This is a genomic window from Prosthecomicrobium pneumaticum (assembly GCF_014199915.1).
In the GTDB taxonomy this organism is placed as follows: Bacteria; Pseudomonadota; Alphaproteobacteria; order Rhizobiales; family Kaistiaceae; genus Prosthecomicrobium; species Prosthecomicrobium pneumaticum.
The window spans coordinates 472,090-486,121 of sequence record NZ_JACHOO010000003.1; the positions used below are offsets into that span (position 1 = coordinate 472,090).

12 protein-coding genes are annotated in these 14,032 nt (G+C 69.2%); 5 read left to right on the plus strand and 7 right to left on the minus strand.

The annotated features are described in order from the left end of the window. Positions 1-2: 2 nt before the first annotated feature. Positions 3-1,232, plus strand: a complete 1,230-nt coding sequence (locus GGQ63_RS09340) for a lytic murein transglycosylase (protein WP_183854983.1) — start codon at positions 3-5, stop codon at positions 1,230-1,232. Between the two features lie 69 nt (positions 1,233-1,301). Continuing rightward, on the plus strand, positions 1,302-2,624 hold the full coding sequence (locus GGQ63_RS09345; protein WP_183854985.1) for a nicotinate phosphoribosyltransferase: 1,323 nt from the start codon (positions 1,302-1,304) through the stop codon (positions 2,622-2,624). A gap of 51 nt (positions 2,625-2,675) precedes the next feature. On the opposite strand, the gene GGQ63_RS09350 is transcribed toward GGQ63_RS09345, so the two are convergent. Together GGQ63_RS09350 and trxB are read right to left on the minus strand one after the other, a co-directional pair. Then, a complete protein-coding gene (locus GGQ63_RS09350; RefSeq protein ID WP_183854987.1) occupies positions 2,676-3,566 on the minus strand; it encodes a LysR family transcriptional regulator in 891 nt (296 codons plus the stop codon). 59 nt (positions 3,567-3,625) lie between these two features. Then, positions 3,626-4,585: a thioredoxin-disulfide reductase gene (gene trxB / locus GGQ63_RS09355; RefSeq protein ID WP_183854989.1), complete on the minus strand. Its 960-nt coding sequence runs from the start codon at positions 4,583-4,585 to the stop codon at positions 3,626-3,628. A 212-nt stretch (positions 4,586-4,797) separates the two neighbouring features. Here trxB and GGQ63_RS09360 point away from each other — a divergent pair, with 212 nt between their 5' ends. Next, positions 4,798-5,265 (plus strand): Lrp/AsnC family transcriptional regulator, encoded by a 468-nt coding sequence (locus GGQ63_RS09360; protein WP_183854991.1) that lies wholly within the window; start codon positions 4,798-4,800, stop codon positions 5,263-5,265. 772 nt (positions 5,266-6,037) lie between these two features. On the opposite strand, the gene kdoO is transcribed toward GGQ63_RS09360, so the two are convergent. The 4 genes from kdoO to carB form a co-directional block, all read right to left on the minus strand. Then, positions 6,038-6,907 (minus strand): Kdo hydroxylase KdoO, encoded by an 870-nt coding sequence (kdoO, locus tag GGQ63_RS09365; protein ID WP_183854994.1) that lies wholly within the window; start codon positions 6,905-6,907, stop codon positions 6,038-6,040. A gap of 50 nt (positions 6,908-6,957) precedes the next feature. Further along, positions 6,958-8,022, minus strand: a complete 1,065-nt coding sequence (locus tag GGQ63_RS09370) for a glycosyltransferase family 4 protein (RefSeq protein WP_183855422.1) — start codon at positions 8,020-8,022, stop codon at positions 6,958-6,960. An 81-nt stretch (positions 8,023-8,103) separates the two neighbouring features. After that, the gene (greA, locus tag GGQ63_RS09375; protein WP_183854996.1) at positions 8,104-8,580 is read right to left on the minus strand and encodes a transcription elongation factor GreA; all 477 of its coding nucleotides are present in this window, start codon (positions 8,578-8,580) and stop codon (positions 8,104-8,106) included. 96 nt (positions 8,581-8,676) lie between these two features. Further along, the gene (gene carB / locus GGQ63_RS09380; RefSeq protein ID WP_183854998.1) at positions 8,677-11,991 is read right to left on the minus strand and encodes a carbamoyl-phosphate synthase large subunit; all 3,315 of its coding nucleotides are present in this window, start codon (positions 11,989-11,991) and stop codon (positions 8,677-8,679) included. Positions 11,992-12,186: 195 nt separating this feature from the next. Here carB and ypfJ point away from each other — a divergent pair, with 195 nt between their 5' ends. Both ypfJ and GGQ63_RS09390 read left to right on the plus strand, forming a co-directional pair. Further along, on the plus strand, positions 12,187-13,134 hold the full coding sequence (gene ypfJ, locus GGQ63_RS09385) for a KPN_02809 family neutral zinc metallopeptidase (RefSeq protein WP_183855001.1): 948 nt from the start codon (positions 12,187-12,189) through the stop codon (positions 13,132-13,134). A gap of 30 nt (positions 13,135-13,164) precedes the next feature. Then, the gene (locus GGQ63_RS09390; protein ID WP_183855003.1) at positions 13,165-13,704 is read left to right on the plus strand and encodes a DUF1003 domain-containing protein; all 540 of its coding nucleotides are present in this window, start codon (positions 13,165-13,167) and stop codon (positions 13,702-13,704) included. A 9-nt stretch (positions 13,705-13,713) separates the two neighbouring features. Here GGQ63_RS09390 and GGQ63_RS09395 read toward each other — a convergent pair whose 3' ends face one another. Next, the gene (locus tag GGQ63_RS09395) at positions 13,714-13,872 is read right to left on the minus strand and encodes a hypothetical protein (protein WP_183855005.1); all 159 of its coding nucleotides are present in this window, start codon (positions 13,870-13,872) and stop codon (positions 13,714-13,716) included. Between the last annotated feature and the right edge of the window lie 160 nt (positions 13,873-14,032).

Below are 14,032 nucleotides of genomic sequence, written 5' to 3' on the forward strand. Positions count from 1 at the left end.
GCGTGATCCGCCTCATCCTCCTCGCCGTCTCGCTCCTCTTCGCGCTCCCCGCGGCGGCGCAGTCGCGCGCCGAGACGGAGCGCGCCTTCGCGCGCTGGCTCGCCGGGCCGGTGACGGCCGATGCGCGGGCCGCCGGCATCTCGGCGGCGACGCTCGCCGCCGCCTTTGCCGGGCTGACGCTCGATTGGGACCTGCCCGATCTCGCACCGCCGGGCGCGAAGCCGGCCGAGGCGCCGCAGCGCCAGGCGGAGTTCTCCGATCCGGCGCGTTATTTCGACGAGGCGAAGCTCGCCCGGCTCGCCGCGATCGGCCGGACGAAGCGCGCGGCGTGGAAGAAGACCCTCGCCGCGATCGAGAAGCGCTATGGCGTGCCGGCCGAGATCGTCGTCGCCGTCTGGGGCCGCGAATCGGGCTTCGGCACGGCGAAGATGCCGGAGCCGCTCATTCGCGCCCTTGCCACCGAGGCCTTCATGGGCGCCCGCAAGGGGAGCTTCTACCCGGAACTCCTCGCGGCGCTGCGCATCCTCGAGGAGGACCACGTGCCGCTCGAGGAGCTGCGCGGCTCCTGGGCCGGCGCGATGGGCCAGCCGCAATTCCTGCCCTCGAAATACCTCACCCACGCCGTCGATTTCGACGGCGACGGCCGGCGCGACATCTGGCGCTCGGTGCCCGACAGCCTCGCCTCGATCGCCCATTATCTCGCCGGTCACGGCTGGGTGCGCGGCGCCCGCTGGGGCGTCGAGGTCGCCGTGCCGGCAACCGTCTCCTGCACGCTCGAAGGGCCGGAGACCGGCATGAAGCCGGCCGACTGGCGCGGCATGGGGATCGGCCTCGCCGGCGGCGGCGCGCTCCGTCCCGACGAGCCGGGCGCCACCGCGCATCTGCTCGGCCCGGCCGGCACGACCGGGCCGCGCTTCCTCGTCTCGGAGAATTTCTACGTCCTGAAGCGCTATAATGAGAGCGATCTCTACGCGCTCTTCATCGGCCATCTCGCCGACCGGATCGCCGGGCGCGACGGCGGCTTCCGCACCCCGTGGGCGACGCCGCCGCATCTCACCCGCGCCGCGGTGCGGGGGATGCAGCAGCGGCTGGAGGCGCAAGGCCACGATGTCGGCGGGGCGGACGGCCTCGTCGGCTACAAGACGCGCATCGCCATCGGCCTCGCCGAGGAGAGGGCCGGCCGGCCGGCCACATGCTGGCCGAGCGAGCGCTTCGTCGAGGGCCTGCGCTGACCGCTTCCGCTTGCCGGGGCCGCGCGCCATGCCCTAAAGCTCGGGACGATCAAGGGAGGCCATAAGATCATGGCGGTCATCACCGACATCGCCACGCGCGTCTACAATCACGGCTTCCGGATCGACCCGATCGTCCGCACGCTGCTCGACACCGATTTCTACAAATTCCTGATGCTGCAGCTGATCCGCTCCGTCGCGCCGGAGGTGAACGCCACCTTCGGCATGATCAACCGGACCAAATCGGTGCGCCTCGGCGAGATCATCGACGAGCGCGAACTGCGCGACCAGCTCGACCACGCCCGCACGCTGCGCTTTCAGAAGAACGAGCTGATCTGGCTCGCCGGCAACACGTTCTATGGCGTCAAGCAGATCTTCAAGCCCGACTTCCTCGAATGGCTCGCCAATTTCCGGCTGCCCGATTACGAGCTGCACCGCACCGCGGACGGCCAGTACGAGCTGCATTTCGAGGGCAAATGGTGCGAGACGACGATGTGGGAGGTGCCGGCGCTCGCGATCGTCAACGAACTGCGCGCCCGCGCCGCGATGCGCGGCATGAGCCGGTTCGAGCTCGATGTGCTCTATGCCCGGGCGAAGGCGAAGCTGTGGCACAAGGTCGAGCGGCTGCGCCGTCTGCGCGAGGAGGGTCCGCTCAAGATCGCCGAGTTCGGCACGCGGCGCCGGCACGGCTTCCTGTGGCAGAAATGGTGCGTCGAGGCGATGCAGGAGGGGCTCGGCGATTCCTTCACCGGCACCTCGAACGTCAAGCTCGCCATGGATGCCGGCCTCGAGGCGATCGGCACCAATGCGCACGAACTGCCGATGGTCTATGCCGCGCTCGCCGAATCGGACGAGGCGCTCGCCCGCGCGCCCTACCGGGTGCTCGAGGACTGGTCGCAGATGTATTACGGCAATCTGCTCGTCGTGCTGCCCGACACCTACGGCACCACCGCCTTCCTCAGGAACGCGCCGGACTGGTCGGCGCGCTGGCGCGGCTTCCGGCCGGATTCGAAGCCGCCGATCGAAGCCTCCGAGGAGATCATCGCCTGGTGGCGGGCGCGCGGCCAGAACCCGCGCGACAAGCTGATCGTGCTGTCCGACGGCATGGACATCGACACGATCGAGGAGAGCGTCCGGGCGCTGCGCGGCCGGGTCGAGCTGTCGATCGGCTGGGGCACGACGCTCACCAACGACTTCGAGGATTGCGCGCCGGACGACCGCAACGAGATGCTGCGGACCATCTCGCTCGTCTGCAAGGTGGTCTCGGCGAACGGCCGGCCGGCGGTCAAGCTCTCCGACAATCCGGAAAAGGCGACCGGCCCCGCCGACGAGATCGCCCGCTACCGCCGCATCTTCGGCGAGGCGGGCGTCAGCGCCCACCCGGTCTTCGTCTGAGCGGGGAGGGCGCCCGGCCGGGGCCCGTGCGGCGCGCGGCCCTTGGCCCCGTCAGAACTGCCAGTTCTGCGCCTTGGCGAGCATGAAGTCGCGGAAGGCGGTGACGCGGGCGGAGTTCTTCAGTTCCGCCGGATAGACGAAATAGGTGGCGAAGCTCGGCACCTGCGCCTCCGGCAGCAGCTTCACGAGCGGCGTGTCGGTCTCGATCATGTAATCGGGCAGGATGGCGATGCCCGTGCCGCGCTCGACCGCCGATTTGATCGCATAGATGTTGTTGATGCGGACGATCGGCTCGCGCGGATTGTCGGTCGAGCGCCCGGCGACCTCGAGCCAGTTGACGTCGCGGATGTTGACCGGCACCGGCTGGCCGAAGGTGACGATGCGGTGGCGGTCGAGATCGTCGATCGAGGTCGGCGCGCCGAACCGGTCGAGATAGGCCTTCGCCGCATAGACATGATAGTGCACGGTGAACAGCCGGCGCTGGATCAGGTCCGGCTGCACCGGCTGGCGCAGCCGGATCGCCACGTCCGCCTGCCGCATCGAGAGGTCGAGCTCCTGGTCCTCGAGGATCAGGTGCAGGTTCACCTCCGGATGCAGGTCGGTGAATTCCTTGATGCGCTGGGTCAGCCAGGTCGAGCCGAGCGCCACCGTGGTGGTGATGCGCAGCGTGCCGGTCGGCTTCTCGCGGCTGTCGGTCAGCCGGGTGCGCACGCTCTCGAGCTTGTCGAGCACGTCCTGCGAGGCCCGGAACAGCATCTCGCCCTGTTCGGAGAGGATCAGCCCGCGCGCATGGCGATGGAACAGCGGCACGCCGAGTTCCTGCTCGAGCGCGCCGACCTGCCGGCTCACCGCCGACTGGCTCATGTTCAGCACTTCGCCGGCATGTGTGAAGGATCCCGCCTGCGCCGCGGCATGGAAGATCCTGAGCTTGTCCCAGTCCATGGGTCCCCGTACCTCGTCGCGGCCCCCCGCCGCGACCGCTCCGTCCCTTTGTGCGTCGTCTATTCGGCGGCGAGCGCCGTTTCCTGCGTGCTGGCCGCGAGGAAGCGCTCGGCCTCGAGCGCCGCCATGCAGCCCATGCCGGCGGCGGTGACCGCCTGGCGATAGGTCTCGTCCGTCACATCGCCGGCCGCGAACACGCCCGGCACGCTGGTCGCGGTCGAATCCGGCGCCGTCCAGATATAGCCGGACGGCTTCAGATCGAGCTGGCCGCGGACGATCTCGACCGCGGGTGCGTGGCCGATGGCGATGAACACGCCGTCGACCGTCCGCTCCGAGACCGCGCCCGTCTCGACATTGCGCAGCCGCACGCCCGTCACCGAGGGCGGGAAGCCCGCCTTGCCGAGCACTTCGTCGACCGCGGTGTTCCAGACCACCTCGACTTTCGGATGCGCGAACAGCCGGTTCTGCAGGATGCGCTCGGCGCGGAAATGGTCGCGCCTGTGCACGACCGTCACCCTGGAGGCGAAATGGGTGAGGTAGAGCGCCTCCTCGACCGCGGTGTTGCCGCCGCCGACCACCACGACCTCCTTGTCGCGGTAGAAGAACCCGTCGCAGGTCGCGCAGGCCGAGACGCCGAACCCCTTGAAGCGCTGCTCGCTTTCGAGGCCGAGCCATTTCGCCTGCGCGCCCGTCGCGATGACGAGCGCGTCGGCGGTGTAGACCGTGCCGGAATCGCCCGTCAGCACGAAGGGCCGGCGCGACAGGTCGGCCGAGACGATGGTGTCGGTGACCATCTTCGTGCCGACATGCTCGGCCTGCAGCCGCATCTGCTCCATCAGCCAGGGACCCTGGATGACGTCGGCGAAGCCCGGATAGTTCTCGACATCGGTGGTGATGGTCAGCTGGCCGCCGACCTGGATGCCGGAGATCATGACCGGTTCGAGCATGGCGCGGGCGGCGTAGATCGCCGCGGTGTAGCCGGCCGGCCCCGATCCGACGATCAGCAGTTTCGCGTGCATGCCTGGTCCCCGCTCCTTCCGGTGTCGCCCCTCGCGCTCCCGGCTTCTCCCCGCCGAATATGGCGCGGACAAGGAGAGAGCGCCATCCACAGGCCCGTCACGCACGATCATTTCACAAACGCGACATGATCTGACAGAATCGCCCGCGCGTGCCCGACCTCTCGCATATCGTGTCCGCCACCCCTCATTGCCATAGCCGCAGAGCACCGCCCTTGAAAGCCGCCCTCGACGCGATCGACTGGAAAATCCTCAGGGAATTGCAGGCCGATGGCCGCATGACCAATGTCGAGCTGGCGCGCCGGGTCGGCATCTCGGCGCCGCCCTGCCTGCGCCGGGTGCGCGCCCTCGAGGAAGCGGGAATCATCCGGGGCTATCGCGCCCTCGTCGACGAGAAGGCGCTCGGCTACGACGTGACGGTCTTCGCGATGATCGGGCTGACCAGCCAGGCGGAGGCGGACCTCGTCGCCTTCGAGGCGAAGGTGCGCGAATGGCCACTGGTGCGCGAGTGCCACATGATGTCGGGCGAGATCGATTTCGTGCTCAAATGCGTCGCCCCGTCGCTGCGCGCCTTCCAGACCTTCGTCATCGAGGAACTGACGGCGGCCCCCAATGTCGGCAGCGTCAAGACCGCCCTCGCCATCCGCCGCGTCAAGGACGAACCGGTGGTGCCGATCGCCTGAACGGCGCTCCGGGCTCGTCCCGCCGCTCTTCCGATCGGCCTGCCTCTTCAAGAGCACCCGTCAACCCGGCCTCCGTGCCGGGGTCCATGCTCGTGCCGCGGGGCCGCCCGCGCGCCGTCACCCCGCGCCGTCACCCCAAAGCGCCGCCCCCCAAAGCGCCGCCGCCCCGCGTGCCGTCATCCTCGCGAAGGCGAGGATTCGTCACGCAGGGCCGGCCGCTGTTTCATGGGTTCCCGCTTTCGCGGGAAGGACGGCCGGGAAGGACCGCGCCCGGAGCCCGCACCCGCACGATTATGGATGCCGGCACGGAGGCCGGCATGACGGGTGGAGGGGGCTGTTCCGCCGGCATGACGGGTTGAGGGGCTGTTCAGAGGAGCCGGCAGGAGGGCCCCAGAGCGGCCGGACGGGTCCGGAGCGGCAGCCTCCCTCCCCCCTTGTGGGGGAGGGTCGGGGTGGGGGGTGAATACGCTGAAGCCGAAGGCCCGCCACGCCACAGCATCCGTCACCCCGGCCTCCGTGCCGGGGTCCATACTCGTGACGCCGGGCCACCCGAACCCTGCTCCCGGCCGCCCCCACCCTGGCCCTGCCCTCACAAGCGGGGAAACCGTGCCAGGCCCGCACCGCCCGCTGTCGCACGGGTCTCCGCCTGCGCCGGAAGCACCGGGTGGCGAGGACCGCGCCCGGACACCGGCCGGCACGATTATGGATGCCGGCACGAGGCCGGCATGACGGGTGGAGCGGGCTGTTCGAAGGAACAGGCAAGGGGGGTCGGTCACACCACCGCGTGGCCGACCAGGCGGCCGAGGATCGCCTGCGGGCTCTTCGCGACGTCCGCCTGCTTCTGGTGCGGCAGATAGGCGGTCTGCTCGAGCATGTAGCGGCCGCCCATCGCGGCGTGCAGCACGAGGTCGCTGAAGGTCACCCACACCGTGCCCGGCTCGAAGGCGACCGTCGCCTGCGGCGCGTCCTGTTGATAGCGCTCGTCGCTCTTCAGGAGGTCGTGCAGGTGGAGCATGATGTGGTCGTATTCGCTGCGCCTCGCCTTGGTGATGCCGAGCGCCGAGAGCAGGCTCGCCTTCAGCCCCGAATAGGCCGGCACCTTGGGCAGGAAGCGGCTCGCCATCGCCTCGAAGGGCTCGCCGACGCGCCAGATGCGCGGCTGGCCGGTGGCGTTGATGTTGGTGAAGACGCGCAGGATCCGCTTCCCCCCGATCGGGTTGGACGGGAAGGCGTCGACGTGCAGCCGGGTGTCGTCGCGCCGCCAGGAGAGCTTGCGCACATCGACGTCGAAGGGTCGGTAGGACGTGCCGGCGAGGCTCGCAACGCCGGCATAGGCCGGGAAATAGCGGGCGATCAGTTCGGTCGCGAAGCCCTTGTAGCGCACGAGCATCGCCTGCAGCGCGGCGAGCTCCTCCGGCGTGCCGGCGGCACCGCGCAGTTCCGCCGCGTCGCCGCGGATCGAGACGTTCTTGCTCTTGCCGTCGGAAAAGGGCCGCTCGACGAAGCGCTTCTCGAATTCGCCGAGCGCGAACGGGCGGCCGTGGAACACGATCACCTTGCCGGCTTCGAGCTGCGCCGTCAGCGCATCCGGCGCGCCCTCGAAGGGGCGGCTCGCATCGATCTCGACCAAAGGCTCGACCATCGATCGGTCTCCTCTCTCACGGCTCTCGGCTGCGGCCTCGCCCGGCCGCGTCAGCTCTCGAGCAGCCTCTTATAGATCGCTTCGAGCCGCTCCGCCTCCCGGGCGATGCTGAAGCCCGCCTCGACATGGCGCCGGCCGGCGGCGCCGATCGCCTCCCGCTCGGCCGGGGCGAGCGCCATCATCCGGCCGATCGCCGCGGTGAGGGCCGCGCCGTCGCCGGCCGGCACGAGGACGCCGGTCTCGCCGTCGATCATGCAGGCCTCGTGCGCCCCCGCCCGGCTCGCCACCACCGGCGTGCCGCTCGCCATCGCCTCGATCGGCAACAGGCCGAAGCCTTCATGGCGCGGCGGCGCGACGAGGATCGACAGCGCCCGCTGCCAGCCCGGAATGGTGTCGACCGGCTGTTCGCCGAGGAAGCGGATGCGCGTCGCGAGGCCCGCCTCCTCGACCTTGCGCACGAGCTTGTCGGTGAAGGCGCGATCCTCCGGCTGGACGAGGCCGATCACGACCGCCGTCCAGTCGGGCGCCTCGGGCAGCAGGCGGAGCATCGCCTCGACGAAGAGATCGGTGCCCTTCTGCGGCCGGACACGGCCGAAAATGCCGATGCCGTAGCGCCCGGGAAGTCCCGTCGCGGCGAAGGCCGCGGCGCGGTCGGCGGCGGGGTGGAAACGGTCGGTATCGACGCCGTGCATGACGACCGTCGCCGGCATCCGCATCACCGCGGCGGCCTCGGGCGATGTCGCGACGACGGCGTCCATGCGACGGGCGAGGAAGCGGGTATAGGCGGTGGTCGAGCGCTGGCCGGCGCGCGTGAAGACGAGCTTCCAGGGCTGCCGCAGCACGCGGGCGAGCAGGAGGCCGGTCAGCATCTCGATGTTGCGGCGGGCGTGCCAGATGCGGGCGCGGCGGCCGCGCGGCGGCCGGAAACCGCCGCGCAGCACCGCGCCGAGGCTGACATTCGGCAGCCGCTCCGGCAGGTTCCTGCCGACCGCGGCGATCGCGATCCGCTTCATGTGCTCGGGCACGAGCGCGATGATCGTCGAGGTGACGCCCGAATAGCGCGCGGAGAGATTCGGCACGACGACGTCGATCCGGGAGAGATCGGCCTTCGCCATCGACACGGTCACCACCCCTCGTACGCGCGACGCATCCGGGGAGCTGGATACGTCGCGCGGGCGCTTTCCGCCACCCCATTCTTATACGTAGCGGACGTCGACCACTTCGTAGGAATGGGCGCCGCCCGGCGCCACCACCTCGACCGTGTCGCCGATGTCCTTGCCGATCAGGGCGCGGGCGATCGGCGAGGAGATCGAGATGCGGCCGCTCTTCACGTCGGCCTCCATGTCGCCGACGATCTGATAGGTCTTTTCCTGCTCGGAATCCTCGTCGATCAGCTTGACGGTGGCGCCGAACTTGATCTTGGAACCGGACAGTTTGGAGACGTCGATGATCTCGGCGCGGCCGAGCTTGTCTTCGAGTTCCGCGATGCGGCCCTCGTTGAGGCTCTGCTGCTCCTTGGCGGCATGATATTCGGCGTTCTCGGAGAGATCGCCATGCGCACGCGCTTCCGAAATCGCGTTGATGATACGCGGGCGCTCGATCGAGGTGAGCCGCTTCAGCTCCTCTTCAAGCGCCTGATGACCCGATGCCGTCATCGGGATCTTTTCGACCATCCCAACGGTCCTCTCGTTCGGCCCCCGTGGGGGCCGGCAATGACACATATCGGCGGTCCGGCGGGCGATTTTGCCCGACCGCCGACACGCCGATCCTCAAGCCGCCGCGAAATAGGACTGGAGCGGGCGGACTTCAAGAACGCCGGTCGCATACGCCTCGATGGCGAGGCAGGCGGCCACCGCCCCTGCAAGGGTCGTGTAATACGGCACCTTGTGCAAGAGCGCGGCCCGCCGGAGCGACCGGGAATCGGAGAGAGCCTGTGCGCCTTCCGTGGTGTTGAAGACGAGCTGAACCTCTCCGTTCTTGATAGCATCGACGATGTGGGGCCGGCCTTCAAGCACCTTGTTGATCTTGGCGACCTCGATGCCCTGTGCGGCGAGGAAGCGCTGCGTGCCGCTCGTCGCGATGATCCGGAAGCCGAGCCGCTGCAGCCGGCGCACCGCCTCGACGATGCGCGGCTTGTCGTCGTCGCGCATCGAGAAGAAGGCGACGCCGCTCGTCGGCAGCGCGCCGCCGGCGCCGAGCTGGCTCTTCGCGAAGGCGACCGGATAGTCGCGGTCGAGGCCCATCACCTCGCCGGTCGAGCGCATCTCCGGCCCGAGCAGCGGGTCGACGCCGGGGAAGCGGGCGAACGGGAACACCGCCTCCTTGACCGCGATGTGATCGCGCCGCGTCGTGGGGAGGTCGAAACCGGCGAGCGCCTCGCCCGCCATGATCCGCACGGCGATCTTGGCGATCGGCAGGCCGATCGTCTTCGCGACGAAGGGCACGGTGCGCGAGGCGCGCGGATTGACCTCGAGCACATGGATGACGCCGTCCTTGATCGCATACTGGACGTTCATCAGGCCGCCGACCTTCAGCGCCAGCGCGAGTTCACGCGTCTGCCGCTCGAGTTCCGCGATCAGGGCAGGGGCGAGCGAGTGCGGCGGCAGCGAGCAGGCGCTGTCGCCGGAATGGATGCCGGCCTCCTCGATGTGCTCCATGATGCCGGCGACGAACACGTCCCTGCCGTCGGCGAGCGCGTCGACGTCGACCTCGATCGCATCCGACAGATAGCGGTCGAAGAGCAGCGGGTTCTTGCCGAGCAGCGTGTTGATCTGGCCGGTCTTGTCGTTCGGATAGCGCGCCTTGACGTCCGAGGGGACGAGTTCGGGCAGCGTGCCGAGCAGGTAGTTCGAGAGCTGCTCCTCCTCGCGGATCACCTGCATCGCCCGGCCGCCGAGCACATAGGAGGGCCGCACGACGAGCGGATAGCCGAGCTCGGCGACGACCAGCCGCGCCTGCTCGACCGAATAGGCGATGCCGTTCTTCGGCTGGCGCAGGCCGAGCTTGGTGAGCAGCTTCTGGAACCGGTCGCGGTCCTCGGCGAGGTCGATCGCGTCCGGCGAGGTGCCGAGGATCGGCACGTCCGCCTCCTCGAGCGCCGCCGCGAGCTTCAGCGGCGTCTGGCCGCCCAGCTGGACGATCACGCCGTGCAGCGTGCCGTTCTGCTTCTCGGTGCGGATGATCTCGAGCACGTCCTCGGCGGTGAGCGGCTCGAAATAGAGCCGGTCCGAGGTGTCGTAATCGGTCGACACGGTCTCCGGGTTGCAGTTGACCATGATCGCCTCGTAGCCCGCGTCGCGGAGCGCGAAGGCGGCGTGGCAGCAGCAATAGTCGAACTCGATGCCCTGGCCGATGCGGTTCGGTCCGCCGCCGAGGATCACCACCTTCCTGCGGTCGGAGGGCCGCGCCTCGTCGGCGAGCGCGCCGGCGAACGGCGTCTCATAGGTCGAATACATATAGGCGGTCGGCGCGGCGAACTCGGCCGCGCAGGTGTCGATGCGCTTGTAGACCGGGTGCACGTCGAGCGAGCGCCGCAGCGCAGCGACCGCGTCCTCGGTCGTGCCGGCGAGCGCGGCGAGCCGCTGGTCGGAGAAGCCCATCGCCTTCAGCCGCCGGAGCGCACCGGCGTTCTTCGGCAGGCCGTGGGTGCGCACCTTCAGCTCGGCCGAGACGATCGCCGCGATCTGCTCGAGGAACCAGGGGTCGATCTTGCAGCTCTCGTGCACCTGCTCGGCCGGCACGCCGAGGCGCAGCGCCTGCGCGACGTTGAGCAGCCGGCTCGGCGTCGGCGTGCCCAGCGCGGCGCGGATCGCGTTCTTGTCGTCGCCATGGCCGAGGCCGGGGATCTCGACCTCGTCGAGGCCCGACAGCCCGGTCTCGAGGCCGCGCAGCGCCTTCTGCAGCGATTCGGCGAAGGTCCGGCCGATCGCCATCACCTCGCCGACCGACTTCATCGAGGTGGTCAGCACCGGCGACGCACCGGGGAATTTCTCGAAGGCGAAGCGCGGGATCTTCGTCACGACATAGTCGATCGTCGGCTCGAAGGAGGCCGGCGTCGCACCGCCGGTGATGTCGTTCTCGAGCTCGTCGAGCGTGTAGCCGACGGCGAGCTTCGCCGCGATCTTGGCGATCGGGAAGCCGGTCGCCTTCGAGGCGAGCGCCGAGGAGCGCGACACGCGCGGATTCATCTCGATGACGATCATCCGGCCGGTCGCCGGGTCGATCGCGAACTGGACGTTCGAGCCGCCGGTCTCCACCCCGATCTCGCGCAGCACCGCCAGCGAGGCGTCGCGCATGATCTGGTATTCCTTGTCGGTGAGCGTCAGCGCCGGGGCGACGGTGATCGAATCGCCGGTATGGACGCCCATCGGATCGATGTTCTCGATCGAGCACACGATGATGCAGTTGTCCGCCCTGTCGCGGACCACCTCCATCTCGAACTCCTTCCAGCCGAGCACCGATTCCTCGATCAGCACCTCGTTGGTCGGCGAGGCGTCGATGCCCCGCTCGACGATCTCGATGAACTCCTCGCGATTGTAGGCGATGCCGCCGCCGGTGCCGCCGAGCGTGAAGGAGGGCCGGATGATCGCCGGCAGGCCGACGATCTCGAGCGCCTCGAGCGCCTGCGGCAGGGTCTTGATCTGCCGCGAGCGGGGCGTCTCGAGCCCGATCTTGGTCATCGCGTCGCGGAAGAGCTGGCGGTCCTCGGCCTTGTCGATCGCTTCCGCGGTCGCGCCGATCATCTCGACGCCGAACTTGTCGAGCACGCCCATCTTCTTCAGCGACAGCGCGCAGTTGAGCGCGGTCTGGCCGCCCATGGTGGGCAAGAGCGCGTCGGGGCGCTCCTTCTCGACGATCTTCGCGACGATCTCGGGCGTGATCGGCTCGATATAGGTCGCGTCGGCGAGATCCGGATCCGTCATGATCGTCGCCGGATTCGAATTGACGAGGATGATGCGATAGCCCTCGTCCTTGAGGGCCTTGCAGGCCTGGGTGCCGGAGTAATCGAATTCGCAGGCCTGTCCGATCACGATCGGGCCGGCGCCGATGATCAGGATCGAGCGGATATCCGTCCTTTTGGGCATGGCATCTCGCGTGAAAGCGCCCGGCGCGGCGGCCCGCCCGGGCGTCTGAAGACTGGGTGCTTCGAGGCTGAGGCGGCCTTATAGGGGAAAAGACGGAGGCTTGGAACCCCTGCCGGCCGGCTCCGTTCCGGTCTCGACCGGAGAGAGCCGGCCGGGCGGTCCTCCCGGCCGGCCGTGGGGCAAGGAGAGCGCACGATGGAATGGCGTGGCAGACGTCAGTCGAGCAATATCGAGGACCGCCGCGGCGGCGGCTTCGGCGGAGGCATGCGCATGCCCGGCGGCTTCGGCGGGCGGGGCGGGGGCTTCCGCATCCCGATGGGCCGTTCTTCCGGCGGGCGGATGGGCGGCGGCTCGATCGTCACCCTCGTCATCGTGCTCGGCATCCTGTGGATGGCCGGCATCAACCCGCTGCAGCTGCTCGGCTCGATGTCGGATGGCGGCGGCGGCCCCGCCGGCTCGGCGATCGAGCGGCCGAACGTCGCCGGACGGACGGCGCCGCCGCGCGACGAGGCGGGCCAGTTCGTCGCCACCGTGCTCGCCGACACCGAGGATGTCTGGAGCCGCATCTTCGCGGCGAACGGCGAGACCTACCAGAAGCCGACCCTCGTCCTGTTCGAGAACCAGACGCAGTCGGGCTGCGGCTTCGCGAGCGCGGCGACGGGTCCTTTCTATTGTCCGGTCGACCGCAAGGTCTATATCGACCTCGCCTTCTATGACGAGCTGCGCCGCCGCTTCGAGGTGCCGGGCGATTTCGCGCAGGCCTATGTGCTCGCGCACGAGGTCGGCCACCACGTGCAGAACCTGACCGGCATCCTGCCGCGCTTCGAGGCGGCCCGCCAGCGGATGAGCGAGACGGAGGCGAACGCCTATTCCGTCCGCGTCGAACTGCAGGCCGACTGCTATGCCGGCATCTGGGCGCACGACACGGAGCAGCAGGGCTTCGTCGAGGCGGGCGACATCGACGAGGCGCTCAACGCCGCGACGCAGATCGGCGACGACGCGATCCAGAAGCGCATGCAGGGCTATGTCGTGCCCGAAACCTTCAACCACGGCACCTCGGAGCAGCGCCGGTCCTGGTTCCGCCGCGGCTATCAGTCCGGCGACCCGCAGCAATGTGATACGATCAACGCCGACAGGGTGTGAGCCGGCGGGTGATGGATGCGGCGCGATCGCATGACGGAAGACGAGAAGATCGCGGATTACGCGCGGCGGATGACGGGGGCCGGCGGAGGCCGGCCTCCCGAGGATGTTCTCTCGGTGGTGCGCCGGATCGCGCGGGTGACGCATGTCGCCTCGGACGTCCATCGCGAGGAGCGCGAGGCGCGCAGCTTCGGCGAGCGGCTCGCCGACCGGATCGCGGCGATCGGCGGCTCGTGGAGCTTCCTGATCACCTTCGGCGCGGTGATCCTCGTCTGGGTGGTGCTGAACGTCTGGATCCTCGCCCGCGTCGGTGCCGCGTTCGATCCCTATCCCTTCATCCTGCTCAATCTGTTCCTGTCGCTGCTCGCCGCGGTGCAGGCGCCGATCATCATGATGTCGCAGAACCGGCAGGCGGCGCGCGATCGCTTCGCGGCGTCGCACGATTACGAGGTGAACCTGAAGGCCGAGATCGAGATCATGAGCCTGCACGAAAAGCTCGATCGCATCCGCGAGGGCGAACTCGCCGCGATCCTCGCGCGGCTCGAGGCGCTGGAGCGCCGCGGCCCGTCCTGAGCGAGCCCGTCAGCCGCCGCGCAGGCCGATGAAGGCACCCGCAAGAGTGGCGCCGAGCGTCACGCCGGCGGCGATGCCCAGCGCGATGTCGTCCATCATGAAGCCTGCCGCGGCGCCGGCGAAGATGCCGAAGACGATGCCGCCATTCGCGATCGTGCCGGTTCGCATCGAACCCTTCCTCCGCGTGTCCCCCATCGTCCGTCGTCGAGGGAACGATCCCGGATCGCGCTGGTTCCCGTGCGCGCGGCGGACGCGGGGCCGCGCAGGGGAGGTATGGTTAACGCGGCGTTACCGGCAACCTTGCGCGTATGCCGGCATTGGAGTGCGG

Coding starts and splice junctions, on each gene's coding strand:
- greA (WP_183854996.1), bottom strand. CDS start 8,580: ATGGTCGAAAAGATCCCGATGACGGCATCGGGTCATCAGGCGCTTGAA.
- GGQ63_RS09395 (WP_183855005.1), bottom strand. CDS start 13,872: ATGCGAACCGGCACGATCGCGAATGGCGGCATCGTCTTCGGCATCTTC.
- GGQ63_RS09390 (WP_183855003.1), top strand. CDS start 13,165: ATGACGGAAGACGAGAAGATCGCGGATTACGCGCGGCGGATGACGGGG.
- GGQ63_RS09370 (WP_183855422.1), bottom strand. CDS start 8,022: ATGGCGAAGGCCGATCTCTCCCGGATCGACGTCGTCGTGCCGAATCTC.
- GGQ63_RS09350 (WP_183854987.1), bottom strand. CDS start 3,566: ATGGACTGGGACAAGCTCAGGATCTTCCATGCCGCGGCGCAGGCGGGA.
- kdoO (WP_183854994.1), bottom strand. CDS start 6,907: ATGGTCGAGCCTTTGGTCGAGATCGATGCGAGCCGCCCCTTCGAGGGC.
- trxB (WP_183854989.1), bottom strand. CDS start 4,585: ATGCACGCGAAACTGCTGATCGTCGGATCGGGGCCGGCCGGCTACACC.
- ypfJ (WP_183855001.1), top strand. CDS start 12,187: ATGGAATGGCGTGGCAGACGTCAGTCGAGCAATATCGAGGACCGCCGC.
- carB (WP_183854998.1), bottom strand. CDS start 11,991: ATGCCCAAAAGGACGGATATCCGCTCGATCCTGATCATCGGCGCCGGC.
- GGQ63_RS09345 (WP_183854985.1), top strand. CDS start 1,302: ATGGCGGTCATCACCGACATCGCCACGCGCGTCTACAATCACGGCTTC.